The sequence below is a fragment of the Priestia aryabhattai B8W22 genome (assembly GCF_000956595.1).
Taxonomy (GTDB): Bacteria; Bacillota; Bacilli; order Bacillales; family Bacillaceae_H; genus Priestia; species Priestia aryabhattai.
On the sequence record NZ_JYOO01000001.1, the window covers coordinates 198,428 to 216,503 of the forward strand.

The 18,076-nt window shown below is 34.3% G+C and carries 19 protein-coding genes; 7 read left to right on the plus strand and 12 right to left on the minus strand.

Going from position 1 to position 18,076, the window contains the following annotated elements; genetic code table 11:
• Positions 1–28: 28 nt before the first annotated feature.
• Complete coding sequence (locus N178_RS00840; protein ID WP_045289679.1) at positions 29–607, minus strand: cysteine hydrolase family protein; 579 nt, start codon at positions 605–607, stop codon at positions 29–31.
• Positions 608–855: 248 nt separating this feature from the next.
• Between N178_RS00840 and N178_RS00845 the strand changes: the two genes are divergently transcribed.
• Together N178_RS00845 and N178_RS00850 are read left to right on the plus strand one after the other, a co-directional pair.
• The gene (locus N178_RS00845; RefSeq protein ID WP_045289680.1) at positions 856–1,392 is read left to right on the plus strand and encodes a cysteine hydrolase family protein; all 537 of its coding nucleotides are present in this window, start codon (positions 856–858) and stop codon (positions 1,390–1,392) included.
• A gap of 144 nt (positions 1,393–1,536) precedes the next feature.
• Positions 1,537–1,794 (plus strand): hypothetical protein, encoded by a 258-nt coding sequence (locus N178_RS00850; RefSeq protein ID WP_045289682.1) that lies wholly within the window; start codon positions 1,537–1,539, stop codon positions 1,792–1,794.
• A 488-nt stretch (positions 1,795–2,282) separates the two neighbouring features.
• On the opposite strand, the gene N178_RS00855 is transcribed toward N178_RS00850, so the two are convergent.
• The 7 genes from N178_RS00855 to N178_RS00885 form a co-directional block, all read right to left on the minus strand.
• Entirely contained in the window at positions 2,283–2,843 is a 561-nt protein-coding gene (locus tag N178_RS00855) for a maltose acetyltransferase domain-containing protein (RefSeq protein ID WP_045289684.1), read from the minus strand.
• A gap of 76 nt (positions 2,844–2,919) precedes the next feature.
• Positions 2,920–3,909, minus strand: a complete 990-nt coding sequence (locus N178_RS00860) for a carbohydrate kinase family protein (protein WP_045289686.1) — start codon at positions 3,907–3,909, stop codon at positions 2,920–2,922.
• A gap of 53 nt (positions 3,910–3,962) precedes the next feature.
• Positions 3,963–5,423 (minus strand): glycoside hydrolase family 32 protein, encoded by a 1,461-nt coding sequence (locus N178_RS00865; RefSeq protein ID WP_045289906.1) that lies wholly within the window; start codon positions 5,421–5,423, stop codon positions 3,963–3,965.
• Positions 5,424–5,444: 21 nt separating this feature from the next.
• The gene (locus tag N178_RS00870) at positions 5,445–6,686 is read right to left on the minus strand and encodes an MFS transporter (protein WP_045289688.1); all 1,242 of its coding nucleotides are present in this window, start codon (positions 6,684–6,686) and stop codon (positions 5,445–5,447) included.
• A gap of 180 nt (positions 6,687–6,866) precedes the next feature.
• Positions 6,867–7,715: a carbohydrate ABC transporter permease gene (locus N178_RS00875; protein ID WP_045289690.1), complete on the minus strand. Its 849-nt coding sequence runs from the start codon at positions 7,713–7,715 to the stop codon at positions 6,867–6,869.
• Entirely contained in the window at positions 7,715–8,659 is a 945-nt protein-coding gene (locus N178_RS00880; protein WP_045289692.1) for a carbohydrate ABC transporter permease, read from the minus strand. The genes N178_RS00875 and N178_RS00880 overlap by 1 nt, the downstream gene beginning before the upstream one ends.
• A 21-nt stretch (positions 8,660–8,680) precedes the next feature.
• Positions 8,681–9,982 carry an ABC transporter substrate-binding protein gene (locus N178_RS00885; RefSeq protein ID WP_045289694.1) on the minus strand — a complete coding sequence of 434 codons (1,302 nt, stop codon included), beginning with the start codon at positions 9,980–9,982 and terminating at the stop codon, positions 8,681–8,683.
• A gap of 555 nt (positions 9,983–10,537) precedes the next feature.
• Here N178_RS00885 and N178_RS00890 point away from each other — a divergent pair.
• The 3 genes from N178_RS00890 to N178_RS00895 all read left to right on the plus strand — a co-directional run bounded on the left by N178_RS00890 (position 10,538) and on the right by N178_RS00895 (position 13,124).
• Positions 10,538–11,512, plus strand: coding sequence for a LacI family DNA-binding transcriptional regulator (locus N178_RS00890; protein WP_045289696.1), 975 nt, complete (start codon positions 10,538–10,540; stop codon positions 11,510–11,512).
• A 637-nt stretch (positions 11,513–12,149) separates the two neighbouring features.
• Positions 12,150–12,290 (plus strand): hypothetical protein, encoded by a 141-nt coding sequence (locus N178_RS26845; RefSeq protein WP_169746646.1) that lies wholly within the window; start codon positions 12,150–12,152, stop codon positions 12,288–12,290.
• A 423-nt stretch (positions 12,291–12,713) separates the two neighbouring features.
• Entirely contained in the window at positions 12,714–13,124 is a 411-nt protein-coding gene (locus tag N178_RS00895) for a hypothetical protein (RefSeq protein ID WP_045289698.1), read from the plus strand.
• A gap of 43 nt (positions 13,125–13,167) precedes the next feature.
• On the opposite strand, the gene N178_RS26510 is transcribed toward N178_RS00895, so the two are convergent.
• The 3 genes from N178_RS26510 to recA form a co-directional block, all read right to left on the minus strand.
• Positions 13,168–13,353: a hypothetical protein gene (locus N178_RS26510; RefSeq protein WP_045289700.1), complete on the minus strand. Its 186-nt coding sequence runs from the start codon at positions 13,351–13,353 to the stop codon at positions 13,168–13,170.
• Positions 13,319–13,444 carry a DUF3885 domain-containing protein gene (locus N178_RS25625; protein WP_375156286.1) on the minus strand — a complete coding sequence of 42 codons (126 nt, stop codon included), beginning with the start codon at positions 13,442–13,444 and terminating at the stop codon, positions 13,319–13,321. Before N178_RS25625 ends, N178_RS26510 begins: the two co-directional genes overlap by 35 nt.
• A 212-nt stretch (positions 13,445–13,656) precedes the next feature.
• Positions 13,657–14,691, minus strand: coding sequence for a recombinase RecA (recA, locus tag N178_RS00905; RefSeq protein WP_045289702.1), 1,035 nt, complete (start codon positions 14,689–14,691; stop codon positions 13,657–13,659).
• 490 nt (positions 14,692–15,181) lie between these two features.
• Here recA and N178_RS00910 point away from each other — a divergent pair, with 490 nt between their 5' ends.
• A complete protein-coding gene (locus tag N178_RS00910; protein ID WP_045289705.1) occupies positions 15,182–15,532 on the plus strand; it encodes an ASCH domain-containing protein in 351 nt (116 codons plus the stop codon).
• Between the two features lie 18 nt (positions 15,533–15,550).
• Positions 15,551–15,985 carry a DUF2269 family protein gene (locus N178_RS00915; RefSeq protein WP_045289908.1) on the plus strand — a complete coding sequence of 145 codons (435 nt, stop codon included), beginning with the start codon at positions 15,551–15,553 and terminating at the stop codon, positions 15,983–15,985.
• Positions 15,986–16,311: 326 nt separating this feature from the next.
• Here the strand turns inward: N178_RS00915 and dhaK are convergent, their stop codons facing one another.
• Positions 16,312–18,075 (minus strand): dihydroxyacetone kinase subunit DhaK, encoded by a 1,764-nt coding sequence (gene dhaK, locus N178_RS25630; RefSeq protein WP_045289707.1) that lies wholly within the window; start codon positions 18,073–18,075, stop codon positions 16,312–16,314.
• Between the last annotated feature and the right edge of the window lies 1 nt (position 18,076).

Consider the following 18,076-nt stretch of genomic DNA (forward strand, 5'->3'; position numbering starts at 1 on the left):
TATATTGTATATAGTTAAAACAAAAGTATTAAGCCTTTATTTCTTCGGCTAAAGTTTGGATTAATTCTTTTGTGGTTAAAACCGTAGCAAACTCATTGTCTAAAGTAGCTAGTGACACATTATGTATTTGTTCAGCTGAATAATACGTATTGTCTGCCCCTTTTATTGCAAATGCAGCTGTTGCATCTGATACTAAGTACGTTTCAAATCCTAAATTACCACTCATTCGAGTAGTAGTTGAGACACAGTGTGGAGTTGTTAACCCTACTATTACAACCTTTTCTATTTGGTTTTCTTTTAAATATTTTTCGAGTCCAGTTCCTATAAATGCACTATTTACTTTCTTTTTAAAGATCGGTTCATTTTCAGCTGGGAATACAACATCTTTAAAATCTGAGCTTGGTTTACTAGAATGAAAAATCGAATGGTCGTTATCAGATAAGTGCTGAATATGTATAATTGGGTATTTCTTTTCTCTCCATGTCTTTAAAAGAACTTGAATATTGTCTTCAGCATTAAGGTTATTTCTTATCCCCCACTTTTCATCTTCAAAAGCCCTTTGAACATCGATAATAATTAAAGCCGTATTGCTGAAACCTTTTCTCATATGTAATTCTCCTCTACTCTTTTCTACATATTTTAACATTTATGTTAGATTGGTGAATTAAAAATAAGAATTTTATTTAAGTATATAAACTTCTTAGAATCATTATTATATGGGCTATTGGTGCGTACTATATGCACTTCGAAGAAGGATAGATTTCGTAAGTTCAAGCTATATAATATAGGATTTTAATTTGATATAATATTATTTTGAATTTTTTACCACAAAAATCAATAGGGGGATACAATCAAATGAGTAAAAAAACAGCTTTGTTGCTTATAGATGTTCAAAACATCATGTTTTCTTATGAAGGTGGATCTTTATGGAATGAACAGCAAGTGCTTCAAAATATTACTTCTCTAAGGGAAAAAGCGCATCAATCTAATGTACCAATTATCTATATCCAGCATACAGACCCTAGTTCGGATAGTATGCTTAGTGAAGGAAAAGTCACATGGGAAATCCATCAGGATGTTCGCCCCCTACCAACAGACACAGTTATTCAAAAATCTTCTTGGGACGCATTTTATCAAACAACTTTATATAAAAAACTTCAGGAACTTGAAATCGGAAAATTAGTCATTGCAGGTATGCAAACTGAGTTTTGTTTGGATACTACTTGTAGAAGAGCATATAGCTTAGGTTATAAAGAGAATATCTTAGTAAAAGATGCCCATAGCACATTTGATACGGCTGTGCTTTCAGCTTCTAAAATAGTAGAACATCATAATAATATGCTAGGTGGCAGATTCGTTACACTAAAACAAGTAAACGAAATTATATTTTAAGCTAATAAATAACTTATCACAGGAAAAAAACAGCCATTTAAAGGCTGTTTTTTGTTCTTGGAACTGTGATTATGGTAACTAGATTTGTAGATTATAAATATGAGATAATACAGTAGATTTTATAGATAAAGGGGATAAATTCAGATGACAAAAGCGATAAACCTTTGGTCATTCGTTTTCTCATTGCTAAGTGTCTGTCTGACTTTCATTACTTTTGCTCATCCATCATTATTAAGATTAAATTTTTATGTAGCAATTGTTGTATTTTTAGTTGGTATTATAGGTTTCTTTGGAGTGCATAATTTCAAATCAGCTGTGAGAAGTGTTTTAACCACTATACTTAGTGCCGTATTAATTGTACTTACTGGATGGATTATCTTTGTTGAAAATCTTTTCTCATAATTAGTATTTGACTTAGAAATATAAAGAATAGAAAAAAAGACATTTAAGATAAAAGGCTCTTAAAGGCTTCTTTGTGCCGATGAGCCGTTTTATGTTAACTACAAACGTATACTTTTCGGACAAGATATTTAAATCTATTATAGAGTGTTAAAGTAATTATTATCGTTAACAAAATAAAAAGCCACCCAGTATTTGCAGGACAGGTGGCTTTTTACTATTAAAATGCATGTGCAGAAACATAATAACATGTTTTCTCCATATATACTATTAGCAATTAATTTATCATTTAATGGTGAAAAAAAGATGAAAATTAGCCATATTAAAAGGGCATATCATAAGATATGTCCCTAAATAATGACCCAAATGATTATAATCTCTAATTTTCCCCATCCATATATCCAATTTAATCACCAATTAACTAATAAGTTAGAAATTCAAATTTCATTTAGAGTACTGTTTCTAAAATTTAGTGAAATATCCATATATCCTTAATTTCCAATTTTTTTAATGATTTTTGCGGGATTACCACCCACCACTACATTGTTGGGTACGTCTTTAGTCACTACTGAGCCAGATGCAATAACCACATTGTCTCCTATCGACACTCCTGGATTTATCACTGAACTCCCGCCAATCCATACGTTATCTCCAACAATAATTGGTTTTGCATATTCCTTTCCTGAATTCCGTTCATTTGGGTCAATTGGATGAGTTGCTGTATAGATATGTACACCGGGACCAAGTAAACAATTATCTCCAAATCTCACTTCACAAATATCTAGGATGACACAATCAAAGTTTGCAAAAAAGTTTTCGCCAACAAATATGTTATAGCCATAGTCAACTCTAATATTTGGTTCAACATATACGTTTTCCCCAGTAGAACCGAATAAACCTTTTAATAATTTAATACGCTTATTATCTTCACTCTCTAAAGTTTCATTATATATTCTAACCTGCCTTCTAGCATGTTCTCGATCCTTTCTTAATTGCGCGTCTGCAGGATTATACATTTCTCCGTCTAACATCTTTTCTTTTTCAGTCCTCATTATTTAAACCCTTTCTTCTAACCCTTTCTTATATCGTGAATTTCATACTAATTCCTAATTATAAATACATATTTTCTTATGCTAATCTGCCTCTTCGAGTAGCAATAAAATTCATTATATGTTGTTTTCCAGGTGCTGCGTGAATCGCTCCTTTTACTGAGGCAGTAAGTGCCCCACTTGCATTAGCAAAGGTAAGCAATTGTTGATGGTGTTCACTCACTTTTTGACATAGATTTTCGCTCGATATATCAATTGAAAGCAATTGATATAAAAAACCACCTATAAATGCATCACCTGCACCGGTTGTATCTGAAACAGTTACTTTAAATCCTTTATCCTCAAATTGGTCTCCATTTTTCAAATAAATAATAGCCCCATCTTTTCCTTTTGTATAAACTACTAATTTTACATTGCCAACAAAAAGAGAGTTAATAGCTTCTCTTTCTCCTTCAATATTGGTTATAAAAAATAATTCTTCATCCGATACTTTCACAATATCTGCTAAAGGTAAAAAGTCTAGAATTGTTCGACGACAGCTTTCTTTTTCAGGCCACAAGGGAAGACGAACATTGGGATCAAAACTGACAATCCCCCCTATTTTTTGAAAACCATCTATTACTTTGATATGAGTTTGTTTCATTGGACTTTCAACTAAATCTACAGAACAAAAATGAAGAAGGTCTCCCTTATTAAACCACTCTACTTTCACCTCGTTTGGTAAAAGTAATAAGTCAGCTGAATTCTTTCTATAAAAACTGAAATCTCTGTCTCCCAATTTGTCTACAGATACAAATGCCAAACCGGTCTCTCCTTCATCGCATCGAATAATATATGAAGTATCTACCCCATTTCCTTTAAGCACATCTACTAAATAATCACCAAAGCTATCATTAGCTATTTTCGTTAGCATAACAGAATTTCCCCCGTATTTTGCAATCGCAATTGCAACATTCATAGGAGCTCCCCCAGCCACACGTTCAAAACTAGTAACTTCTTTTAAAGACTTTTCTCTTTGAACAGGAATAAAATCAATTAATGTTTCACCAATACAAAAAACTCTTTTCAACATCTTCACCCCAAAACAATGAACAAGCGTTTGTACACTTGTTCATTCATAGTTTATTTCCAGATATCTTTTAACTTCCAATATGTTAATTCCTTAATCTTTACATCTTCAACATCTGCAAATACTTCAATGCCTAATCTATCTTCAGTTGGATAAATACGACTTGTCATAGTTGCTTGTCCTTCATTTGCAAATACTTCAATAGAGGATCGATCAAGGAATATGCGTAAGGAAAGCTCTTGATTTGCCCTAAGAATGGTGTTTCTTACACCATCTTCAACTTTACCAGACTCAGAACAATCGAGTTTTAGTGTTTGTTTGTCCAAGTGATACGTTAATACAGTCTCTTCCTGGTTAATTCCACGAATTCTTATTCCAAGCGACTGAGCGTTACAATTAGTTAAGTCAAACACAGCTTTTATTTCAAGTAAATCCTCGTTCGTTTCTACTAAATAACTATTAGAAATCACATTAGTAAGTATATTATGTTCAACCTCGCGCAATAAGTTTAATTCTTCCACAGGATTCATTAGAACTTTATCATTCTTTCCTAAGGTCACTTCACGTGGTAATGTAAGTGCTCCACACCATCCATCTTCTTTTGTTGGCATATCTGACTCCCACATATCCATCCAACCAATAGCAATTCGACGTCCTTTTTCATCTAATAACGTTTGAACTGCATAAAAGTCATGTCCATTATCTAACTCATTAAATGATCCGTGTATAAACTCGTTTGTTTCGTAATTATAATCTCCAATTAAATATCCCGTCTGGAATAGATTGTTGTATAAATCCCCATCTCTCTTAATACCTTGTGGAGAGATCATGAGAACGTATTTTCCATCTAATTCAAAGAAATCTGGACATTCCCACATGAATCCGAGTTTTTCGTTTCCTTGTGCCAATACACCTATATATGACCACTTACGTAAATCTGGAGAACGGTATAAAATTACTCTGCCTACATTGTCCTTGGTCGAATTCCCTACTACCATATACCAACTATCTTTGTGTTTCCATACTTTAGGGTCACGAAAATGATGAATACTATCCGTAGGTGGTTCAGGAATTACTGGATTTTCTGCAATCTTATGAAATGTGACACCATCCGTACTAACAGCAATATTTTGATTTTGATAAAAAATATCTTTTTCCTTATCAATATAATTGTGTCCGGTATAGATTAATGTCAATTCCCCATTATTATCTACAGCGCTTCCCGAGAAACACCCTTCACTATCACAAGCACCACCAGGAGCTAAAGCAATAGGCAAGTGTTCCCAATGAACAAGATCTTTACTTTTTACATGCCCCCAGTGCATCGGACCCCAGTTTTCATTGTAAGGGTGATGTTGATAAAATACATGATATTCTCCTTTATACTGTACCAAACCATTTGGATCATTAATCCAGTTGGCAGGTGCCATAATATGATAACCTAATCGATAACGGTTATTTACTCCTTCTTTTGCAGTATCCAATGCATCTTGCGCTTGTTGAAGTTTGTTTATTGTGAACATTCTAACATCTCCTTATATAACTTGTTTTATGTCCGTTATATTTCCTTCTAACCCTTTGCTTTTATTAGAACCTAATAAAGTGAACATTGAAATAATCGTAAAACAAAGGACCATTGTTCCGAGAATAAGATAAGTATGACGGAAGCCTATCATGTCGTATAATTTACCTGCAAGAGGAGATAACAAAGATGCACCTATTTGAGAGGCAGCTTGAAATCCAACTAAATACAAAACGGAAGATAGTCGTGTATCAAAGTTAGCTGCAAAATATTTAAAAATAGCAATCAACATAATGGGTAATTCTAATGCATGTATTAATTTCATTGAAGAAATACCGACGGGCCCTACTACAAGCCCCGAACCAATAATACGAAGTGCCATTAGAAGACCGGCTAATAGTAGTCCATTTTTGGCTCCAATTTTATTTACAATAAAAGGTGCAATAAACATCATTCCAGCCTCTAAAAATACTTGAAAAGAACTTAAATATCCAAACACCTGATTCCCTGTGGCTTCAGTGGCGAATAAAGATGTGTAGTAAATTGGAAATTGCTGATCGTACACACTATATACACACGTTACTCCAATCACATACATCATCAAAAACCAAAACTTTTTTAAAAGAAAAAGTTGTCCAACATCCTTTAATTTAACGGATTCAGCTTTTTCCAACTCAAAGTTTGTAACTTCTATTTTTACTGATAAAATAATTGCAACTAAGATAATTGCTGAAATAGATGCCACCCAAAAGTTGATATTTGGATTAATATTAAATAGCTGACCTGCAAAAAAAGTGGCTGACGCCCAACCTAACGAACCCCACATTCTAGACTTTCCGTATTCGAAATTGTATTTGCGACTAACTTTTTCAACATAGGTTTCAATGGCGCCAATACCTGCAGAAATACCAATACCTAAATAAATAGCTCCCACAGCTGCTCCCAAAATCGCATTATATTTTAATAGTGGTCCATATATATAAATATAAAATGGTCCTACAAATACAAGCAGTAAACTAATAAAAGATAATATATTTTTCTTTAGACCTATCTTGTCGGAGATATAACCATATACAGGCTGTATACACAATGCGAAGATAGCGTTTACAGAGAAAATCAAACCTGTGGCTGATCCACTTAAATTTAATTCTTGCTTTAACCAAATAGGAAATAAAGAGGCGCTAGAAGACCAAGTAAAAAAGAAAAAGAAAAAATAAGCACTTAACTTCCAATAGAGAACTTTTGAACTTTTCATGCTTGTTGCTCCTTTAACTAGATATAAAGAATCTTTGAAACAAAAACTGAAAGCACTTTCAAATTCATTTTATGTCAACCGGTTTCACAAGTCAATGCTTTTTATGTCAACCGGTTGACATTTGTTTTTTAAATTCCCTATACACACGTATTGTTTTCACAACAATAACCTGTTTTTTTCTTATTTAATACCTGTTCCCGAACCACCAATCCCTTCTAAAATATAACGCTGGGCCACTATATAGATAAGAATTAAGGGAATGGTGGATATTGTTAAAACAGCCATAACTTGATTTGCGTAAACCGGCTCCGTACTATTGATAGCTGTAATTGCTACTTGAATGGGAAATTTTGATTTGTCTGTTAAAACCATTAAAGGCCAGATATAATCATTCCAACTTCCGATAAAGGCTAAAGTTCCAACTGTAGCAACAGCCGGTTTAGACATTGGTAGCATAATTCTCAGGAATATTTGCCAAGTATTTGCTCCATCCAATTTGGCTGACTCAATAATTTCTGCTGGAATAGCCATAAAAAAGTTTCGGAATAGATAGATATTGAATGCCCCTGCTAAAGCAGGCAGAATTACAGCAAGACGAGTGTCTACTAATCCCAGTTTGTGAACTATAGTAAATTGTGAGATTAAGATTGTTTCCAGTGGTACGATTAGAAGAGCCAATAAAAGACCAAACAGAACTCTTTTTCCATTAAAATTCAATTTAGCAAACGCATAACCTGCCATCCCATTGATAATGACAGCACCTGCTGCTACACATAAACCGTAAAACAAGCTGTTTATTATATAACCAAGTAAATGAAAACGTGACAGAACTTGTTTATAGGATATAAACCAATCTGACGGATGAAAGGAAGGTAGGAAAGCCTTGATACTGTTCATATTATTATAAACTTCTGCTTCGGGTTTCATTGAGGATGCGATCATCCAAAACAATGGGAATATAAATAATACCGCCAGCAAAACTAAACAAATGTATTCTAGGATTGTTAAAGGCCCGAATTTTCGTCTCATTAGTCATCTTCCTCCTTTACTAATTTCCGTTGCGCTAACGTAACTAGCCCAATAATTGTTCCAAATAGAAGGGCAATGGAACTAGCATATCCAACCATTCGATCCGTAAAGCCAGTTTGATAAATGTAATATACAACCGTCATCGTGGAGTTTACTGGCCCCCCTTGTGTCATAACCATTGGTTGGACTAATAGTTTAAACGCACCAATTAATGTCGTAATAAATATAAAAATAGAGGTTGGCTTTAATAATGGTAACGTAATATAAATAAATCGTTGCCATTTATTCATTCCATCTAATTGTGCAGCTTCGTAGACGTCTCCAGGTATATTTTGCAAACCTGCTAGAAAAATTAACATTTGAAAGCCAGCTCCCTGCCATGCTGAAACAAAAACAATTGTAAACATAGCCTGTTTAGGGCTTGTTAAGAACGGTTGAGCTGAAACGCCAAAATAAGTGAGTACATTGTTGATAATTCCTTCATTTGGATTTAACAAGTAAAGCCAAAGAACTGAGATAACAACGAGCGACATTACCACAGGACTAAAGTAAGCTACTTTAAAAAATGTGTTAGCTTTACGTTGTTTGTTTAACAGGAGGGCCAGCCCAAGAGCTGCCCCTATCTGTAAAGGAATTACCCAAACGACAAATTTCAGTGTATTCACCAGGCTTTTCAAGAAAATAGGATCCTTAAATAAATTGATAAAGTTATCTAATCCTACGAATTTGCGCGTATCGGGTGTTAAAAGATAATAATCCGTAAATGCATAGTAGACAGACATAATAGCTGGGATAATAAGAAACAGCAACAAAAGTAATAATGCTGGTCCTAAAAATGTATAAGCTACTACATTTTCTTTCCATTTAATTTTATTTTTGATCTTTTTTTCAGTTCTCGGGAATGTGTAAACGGTCTTATCTCCTTTTAATCCGGTTTTAATCATAATGCCTCCCTCTAGCTGCTTTTATCGATTAGCCTTATCGATAGCTGCTTGCATTTCTGTAGCACGTGTATCTAAGACTTTTTTTATGTTTTTATTTTGATCATAGAAACTGATATCATCAATTGTTTGTTGGAAAGCACGTGTTACTTGTGGATATGCTGGTGTTACTGGTCGTGCGTGTCCTGATTCCTTTAATTGCTTCATAAACACATTCATTTGATTGGAAAATTCTTTTGTAAGTACTTTTTCGGACGAGTAACGAACTGGTAGTGCTGCAATTGTACGACTTAATTCTAAATTCGAATCTTTATTTGTCATCCAATCTACTAGTTTAGCAGACCATTCTTTATTTTCGGATTTCTGTGTCATTGCAAACTGCCAACTTCCTGAAGGTGAAACCAGTTTCTTTGTCTTTGGTGATACTGGATAAGGCATAACACCATAATCAACCTTTTGAAAATTTGTCTTCATATCCGTTACTGTCCATACACCACTAAACTTCATTGGGTATTTTTCTGTTTCAAAAGCTTGTTTGACCGGAGTACGGGTTGTATAACCTTCTTTTAACATCTTTTGAATAAAAGTCATAGCTTCAATACTAGGCTTTTTATTAAACACACCTTCTGCTTTAGTACCGTCTTTCGAGAGAATTTCTCCACCTGCAGACCATACAAATGGCGTTAGTGCATACGTTAACATTTCATCTTTTGATTGTAATTGCATATCAATAGCTGGTTTATTATATTTTTCTTTTAACGTTTTACATAGGGCCATGAACTGATCCCATGTCCAAGGGTTTTCAACTGTCGGTAACGTATTTAAATCAACGCCTGCCTCTTGTAGCATTTTTTTATTGTAGTAAATTCCCACGGACGATTCACTCGCACCAATCGCATACAATTTGTCTTTGTATGTTCCTTGTTGCTTGATACTTGGTAGTAAATCATCTTGATCTTTCACGTAATCATCTAGTGGAGCAATGATGCCAGATTTTGCATAAGCAGCTGTATTTGGACCATCCAACGTAATAACATCGGGTAATGTATCAGTTGTCAACGCTGCGTTTACTTTATCCTCATACCCGCCGCCGTTCCCACTTCGTGGAATAAATTCGATTTTAGCTTTAACATTTTTAGATGCATACTTCTTGTTAAAAGCATCTACTCGTTTTTTATACACCTTACCTTCTTCACTATCGTCTGATACGTGTACCCACATTGTAATCATTTGTTTACCGTCACTACTTACGCTTTTACCCTTACTACAACCTGCTACAGCAAAAATTAGTAATAAAGATATACCTAATAAAAACCATTTCTTCATACGTTCCAGTCCCCCTTATTTCTCCTTATTCACAACAAATATATAAAAGCGCTTTCAAGAAGTATTCTATGTCAACCGTTTACACATGTCAACGGGTTGACATGTTTTTTTTGAAATATCAAACTTTTCTTTCCTATCCTTAAAACGAAGGTATAATATATTAGAATATATGTATTATCAATATTTCACTCATAATAAAAGTTAAAGTTTGTTCGATATTAGGTAATAGTAATTACTCCCTACTTCTTGCACATGTTAGAGATATTTTCTACAATAAGTCCGTACCCAGTAAATTTTAATTAATTAAAACATTCCTCACAATAAAGTATTTCAAAATACAGAAATTTTATTAATCAAGAAATTATAAAGCTGTCAAAGGAGGAATCAATTTTAATTGTTATAGAGTATTTATCTAATGTTTAATAAGCTATTTCCCTAACCTAAATAAAAAAATTATTATGCAACTAAAAAATATAAAGGCTTACTTAAATAGTAAAGAAAAAAATCCTAATATAATATTTAAAAGTGGTATTTAGTAGGATAGGAGGAAATAGAATGAAACCTAATATTCATGACGTAGCAAAAGTTGCAGGAGTTTCATCAACAACCGTTTCACGTGTCTTAAATAATCGAGGTTACATAAGTGAAAAAACAAAGGATAAAGTTTATAAAGCGATGGAGGAAATTAATTATTTTCCAAACGATTTAGCACGTTCCTTATTTCATAAAAAAACAAATTTAATAGGGTTAATTATACCCAATTCAAGTAATCCGTTTTTCGGTGAGCTAGCCTTTCATATTGAAAGCATTTGTACTTCACTAGGTTATAAATTGTTGCTTTGTAATAGTTTAAACCGTATGGATAAAGAGGAAAAATACTTAGAAATGCTTATACGAAACCAGGTAGATGGGGTCATTGTTGTAACATACAACCGAGGAGTCCTAGATTATCACAAACAAAATTTACCTATCGTAGCAATTGATCATTATTTGTCTGAAAAGATTCCTGTTGTAGGGTCCGATAATTATGACGGAGGAAAAAAAGCCACAGAATTGTTAATAAAGAAACAGTGTGAAAATATTATTCATATTAATGGGCCACTTGATCTGGAAACACCAGCAAACTTAAGGAGAAAAGCGTATGAGGATATCATGAAGGAATACGGAAAATTACCAATTACATACGAAGTCTCCCCTCAAAAGAGCCGTGAGGAGGTAATTGCTAAGCTTTTTGATGAACATCCAGAAGTAGACGGTATTTTTGCAAGTGATGATCTAATTGCGGCTGCTGTCATCACAGAAGCTAGAAAAAGAGGAAAAGATATACCCACTCAATTAAAAGTGATTGGTTACGATGGAACGGAAACAGTAAAGGCTATACTACCAGAATTAACGACTATACAACAACCTATTGATTCTATTGCAAAGGTAGCAATAGACATTTTATCTAAAGAGATCGAGGGAGAGTTCAATAATATAGAACTTGAAACATATCTGCCTGTTAAGCTTTTAGAAGGTAGAACTACTTAAATAAATTCCTAACGTTTACAAAGGGAAAATTTTTTCTTAAAAGATTTAGAAGTAGTTTATTCTTAATTTAAAATGATTAAAATAACTACTTTTCTTCAAAGATTTTAAGGTTGGTTATCTCAGAAAAGTTGAGAAATCAAGGATGCACAAAAAGTTTCATACACCAGCAAAAGAATCCTTAGAGGCCTTACTCCTCCAAAGATTCTTTTACTTGATTGGTTCCTTTAATACGCTTTATGGTAACTAAGAATGTATCTTATATACAGCCCAAAATAGAAAACCCTTCTGCTCCTGTACAGTAGGGTTCCCCTTGTTTAGAATAGGAAATTTGGTGCGAGGCCTCACGGCGTCTTATGTAGTTTACACATCATATTTGTTATTATTCGTACTAGACGAGGTAAATATAATGAAATAATAGACAGAATATTCAATTAACCACTTCATTTTGTAATCGTTTTCAATTATAATAAAATTAGGTTGGATAGCAAGCGTGCTGTCATCGTACGTGGCGTAGGCGGGGCCAGTACAGGATGTCACTATTTTGTCCTATAAAATACGTTGTTAATTTGTGTGTATAAGAGATTGCTAGTTAGGCAATAATGAAAAATAAGAGCACGAAACAAAGGAGGTTAAGATATTGGGCGAACATAAACAGGTTTTCTCTACATTTATTAAGGAAGATGGATTTGACTTACATTCATATCTTACTTATCTATTTATCAATGAATGTAAAGAAAGTACAGTAAATCAGTTAGAAGAAGAACATGTAAATCAATAAATTTTAAAAGCTGAAAGGATTACCAATAATGAATGAAAAAAAACGTAGGTGACTTGATCTTTCTGAATGTAAGGAAAAAGTTACCTATTCATGTTTCTTCTAAACATCTACTTTGGTCAAAAAACTAATACCTCCCTTCTCACCATCTACTATCTTATCTTTCATTCCTCTTTAGCAGAATTATTAAAAAGATAACAACCAAACATAAAGTTTATAAAAACTTATGTTTGATAAGATTCCAATGCAGCACTAAGCTGAGATGAGTTCTCTTTCGTTTTATGTCTTTCACTTCTTGTCGGTAGTTGATTAGTATCCATTTACTTCTTTCTCCTTCCTTATCGTTACATTTTATTAAAAGGTTGGCATGATTTCAGTCGCGAATAAAAAATTTGTATAATAAGGGTGTATGAAAGAGGGCATTAAATGAATAAAGATATAGAAGAAATTGTTGTGAAATCCTTTTTTGCGAAAAGAATTCAAGAAAGAGTCATATTTGAACTTTTTTCTCCTGAAAAACGGGATAAAGCATTACATCGCCTTAACCACGATTATAAAAGAAATCTATGTGAACAACATATGATTGAAATTCCGACGCCTAATTCATGTGCTAGTGAATTAGCTAATCTACTAAAAAAACATGGTGCAGGGAAGCAGTGCTATGCCCTTTCTTTTAATGAAGATATCGATGGAAAAGAACTACCTTTACTTACTGCTTTAGAGCATGCAGTAGGCTATGGCTTTCCTTCTCTTATTGTATGTATTCCAAACAAACTTGCCTATTTTGAAGCTGAACAAGTTTACGGTCCTCCACCCCGATACATTTTAAAGCGATAAAAAAAGCCCCCTTCTAAAGGGCTTTTATACGCGCTGCATTTATCTATTTATTTTTATTAGCGGCTTTTTCCCAATCCCAATATGACTGATATAGTTCATCATGTAAAAACTCTTCTTCCTCTTCCTGCCTTTCTATCAACTTCAAACCAGACCAAATATCATTACCCTTTTCTAAGGCAGGATCACTTACTCCATCAAGTAAATAAAAGGTCAATTTCCTCTCGGTCATAATCTAAAATCCAACGATTATATTCTTCATAAAGAAAACGTATAGATTCTTTATTGGAGGCCAAGACATCACATCCACGATCATCATACAAAAAGTAAATTTAAAAAGCTACCTCAGCAAGCAAGGTAGCTTTTTAGTAGGATTCACAATTATATTTTAAAGGACTGGCCTATCCATAAAAGGTATATGATTAAGAGGTCTTTAATTCTTAATAATTGTCTAGGAAGTGGAATAATTTTTAACTTTTTATGCTTCCAATGAAACGAATAGACTTGAAGCTACCGGGAAAGGCATTTTATGCTTTTATTGGCTTTCGTTTTCGCTATCGTTATCAATATCATTATCGTTGTCAGTATTACCATATTTAAAATCAATAATGTTTTTTCTAATTTCTTCTCTAATTTCAGGGTTTTCTTTTAAGAAAACCTTAGCGTTTTCTCGTCCCTGCCCTAAACGTTCCCCATTATAAGAAAACCAAGATCCAGACTTTTGAACAATATCTACTTCAGAACCAATATCTAAGATTTCTCCTTCTCTTGAGATACCTTCTCCATACATAATATCTACTTCAGCAATGCGAAAAGGAGGTGCCATCTTATTTTTGACTACTTTAATTCTTGTTTTGTTACCAACTATGTCATTTCCCAGTTTAAGTTGTTCAGCGCGGCGAACCTCAAGGCGAACGGAAGAATAGAATTTTAGCGCTCTTCCACCTGGCGTTGTTTCAGGATTTCCAAACATAACGCCTACCTTCTCCCGGATTTGGTTGATGAAGATAGCAATGGTTTTAGACTTATTAATTGCTCCAGATAGTTTACGAAGTGCTTGAGACATCAAACGAGCTTGTAGACCTACATGAGAATCTCCCATTTCGCCCTCAATTTCTTTTTGAGGAACTAATGCTGCTACTGAGTCAACAACAATAATATCTACAGCACCACTTCTAACTAATGCTTCAGCAATTTCAAGTGCCTGTTCACCAGTATCTGGTTGAGATAAAAGTAACTCATCAATATCTACACCTAGTTTTCTTGCGTAAACTGGATCAAGTGCGTGTTCAGCATCAATAAAGGCAGCTCGACCTCCATTTTTTTGTACTTCTGCAATTGCGTGTAAGGAAACTGTTGTTTTACCCGAGCTTTCGGGTCCGTACACTTCCATGATTCTTCCTTTGGGATAACCATTAATTCCAAGAGCTATATCTAAAGCTAATGAGCCTGAGCTAGATGCCTCAACTTTTGCATGTGTGCCTTCTCCCATTTTAATAATTGATCCCGTACCGAATTGTTTTTCAATTTGTTTTAGAGCCATATCTAGTGCTGCTTGTTTATCATTCATAATTTAAAACCTCCGATTGTTATTACGTTTACAATAAACGATAAGGTATTTCGATAAATAATAAGAGTTGGCTCAAATGTTTTTGCTCCGTGCGAGAAAATTTTGTGTTTAACTGTCTTGGTTTATTCTGTTGTTCCTTTATTTATCTCTAAACCCTTAATATCGAACAAATGTTCCTGTTGTTTAATCATACAATAACCGCATCTAGTTGTAAAGGAGAAAGTTTTCTACAAACTAGCTAAAGAAATATCTTTTTTTTGTAAAAAGTAAGTTTATACCTTTAATCTATAAAATAACCCTTATTATACGCTCAAAAAATAATTCATCTTCTTGTATACATTATGTCATGTACTTAGACTATCGAATAAGAAAAGAGATAAATTACAATAAATTTATTAGAGAAACTTTCAACCTAATAAATTCAAATGAAATTCATTATTAAAAATGTGATACATTAAATAAGAGACAAGAAATGAAAGGAGTTTTTTTAATGAGTAATCATGAAGCACAAAATGAATTGCCACCAAAAACATGTACAATCGATCGACTTGTAACAATGCCGGATGATGTAGATAAAGTAATCAAGGGCAGCAAAACAGCAACTCGCCGAAATGGAAGATATGCTGATGTAGGAGAGATAATGGTCTTAAAAGATAAAAAGTTTGTAGTGGAACGAGTTTATTCTCAATCACTAGGTGAATTAACAGATGAAAATGCTCGCCAGGAAGGCTATGCTACAATAGAGGAATATAAACAATCTATTTTGTCTTATCATCCTGGGATGCCTTGGCTTCCGCAAATGAGGGTATGGGTGCATGAGTTCAGATTATTTAACGATTGATAGGTAAAAGAAATGGATTTGTTGTACCGTATATTAGTATATATTCATGTTTCTAGTGTCATTTTATCGATTGGGCCTTTCTTTATTCTCTTACCAATTGTTAAAAAACTACATAGTTCAAGAGAACAAGAAATGAATGCCTATTTGATCACATTTCAATCTGTTGTTAGGCTCGCAAAACATATGGGCCATGTTCTTGTTATAACTGGGATACTCCTCGTTATGTGTGGCCCATGGACGTGGACTACGCCGTGGATTATAATGACACTGATTTTACTTTCTTGCTCTTTGTTCTTTCTGGCCCGTGCTTTTTCACCAACACTTCGAAAGTACAAGGAGGAAGGGCAAAATAAAAAAGAACTGGCAACTAAACTAGAGCGATCTATTTGGATTTATATCATTCTATTAATGACTATGCTTTGGTTTATGGTAGGTAAGCCAACTTTTTGGTGACATCCATCCATTTGTCATCACTAAGAGTAAATAGTCAAACTGATTATTTTCATCAAGTACTTTACGTTTTACTTAACATAACTCGTAATTCCGGAAGACATGCGAAAAACGAGCCCTTGATTATCAAGGGCTCGTCCACTTTTTGTTTTTCTTTTTTATCCGTGAAATACTATTGGTTATTGTACATTTTTACTACATCTAACTTAAACTGGGTTGTAAAAGCTTGTTATTAGTACCCCATAAAAAATCCCCACCAAATATAGTGTAACCTTCACTCTCAAGGAGTAATTTCTTTATACTATATTTAGAGGAGATAATACCAAATTTTACTTACTTTCTCGCATTACTTGAGCTACTTCAGTAAAAATTACGCCTAAGCCATGTGCACCTGCGTCCGGATAACCAAGACTTCTCTCTCCAACCGTACCAGCACGCCCCATACGTGCGACAATTTGTTCGGTTGATTTTGCACCTTCAACAGCAGCTTCTGCTGCTTTGACAAGAGCATGTTTCAAGCTTTCCCCTTCAGCAGCACTTGATGTTAACGTATCTGCATAAGGTACTAAGGCATCGATTAAAGTTTTATCTCCCACAACAGCTCCACGTCCAAAAGAACGTTCTCCTGTTGCTTGAATGCCTTTTACAGCTGCTTGGATCATTTCAGCAAATTCTGTTAAAGTCAGTTCGGTTTTAGATTCGGTGTTCTTTCCAGCCGCACGAAATGCTGATCCCCAAATAGGCCCTGATGCCCCGCCACAATGCTCCATGATAACGATGGAACACGCCTCTAAGAAGTTGCCAATATTATTTGATTTATTTTCTAGAATTTCATGCCATTCAGCTTTCAACTGCTTGAATCCTTTAGCAACACTCATACCAAAGTCTCCGTCACCAGCATGGGAATCTAGTTCACAGAACGGAATTTCATTTCTAATGATACATTCACTCATTTGGTCAACCATAAAAATAATATTATTCAACGTCAATCGATTTTCCGTTATTACGGAATGTTCTTTGTTGGTTTGCACCTCATAAGACACTTTCGGGGCCTCCGCGGTACCGATGATTTCATCATAAGTGACAGCTGGTACCTCACCTTTGATTTTTAGCGCAGGAGTATCACACTCTTCAGATAGAAGACTCTTTAAGTTTTCATCTAATTTCATAATTGAAATAGAAGCACCGGCCATATCAATGGCTGTCATATAGTTTCCGACAAACGTTCTTGCAATCGTTACTTTTCTACGTGACAGTTCACGAATGACAGAATGATTTAATAAATACAGTTCTTGAAGAGGTGTGCTTCCAAATCCATTAATTAGGACAGCCACTTCTCCTTTTCCATCTTCTATCCCTATTTCTTTTAATAATGCCGTTACCATGCGCTCTGCAAGTTCGTCTGCTGAAATAATTTTTTCACGACGGATACCAGGTTCTCCATGAATGCCAACGCCAAATTCCATCTCATCTTCTGCAATCTCAAAAGTAGGAGTTCCTTTAGCAGGAACTGTACAAGAAGTTAGTCCAATACCAATGCTTTTAACATTCGCAATAGCGCTTTCTGCTGCCTCTTTCACTTTTGGTAGATCATATCCGCGTTCTGCTGCAGCACCTGCTATTTTATGGACAAGAACAGTACCAGCCACTCCACGTCTTCCAACTGTATATAAACTGTCCTGTACAGCAATATCATCATCTACTTTTACATAATCTACTTGAATTCCATCTTCTTCTGCTAGATAAGCAGCATTCTTGAAATTCATCATGTCACCACTGTAGTTCTTAATCACGAGTAAAGTTCCCTTATCGCTAGCTGTTTCTTTAATGGCTTGATAAATCTGTATTTGAGAAGGTGAGGCAAATACATCACCACAAACTGCTGCATCTAACATACCCTTCCCAACATATCCAGCGTGAGCAGGTTCATGTCCACTACCGCCCCCACTAATTATGCTTACTTTATTTTTATTAATTTGCTCTTTTTTAATGATTTTATATTTTTCAATTAAATTCAGTTCCGGATGTGCTAGAACCATCCCTTTACACATCTCAAGTACGACATCTTCTGGTTTATTAATAATTTTTTTCATC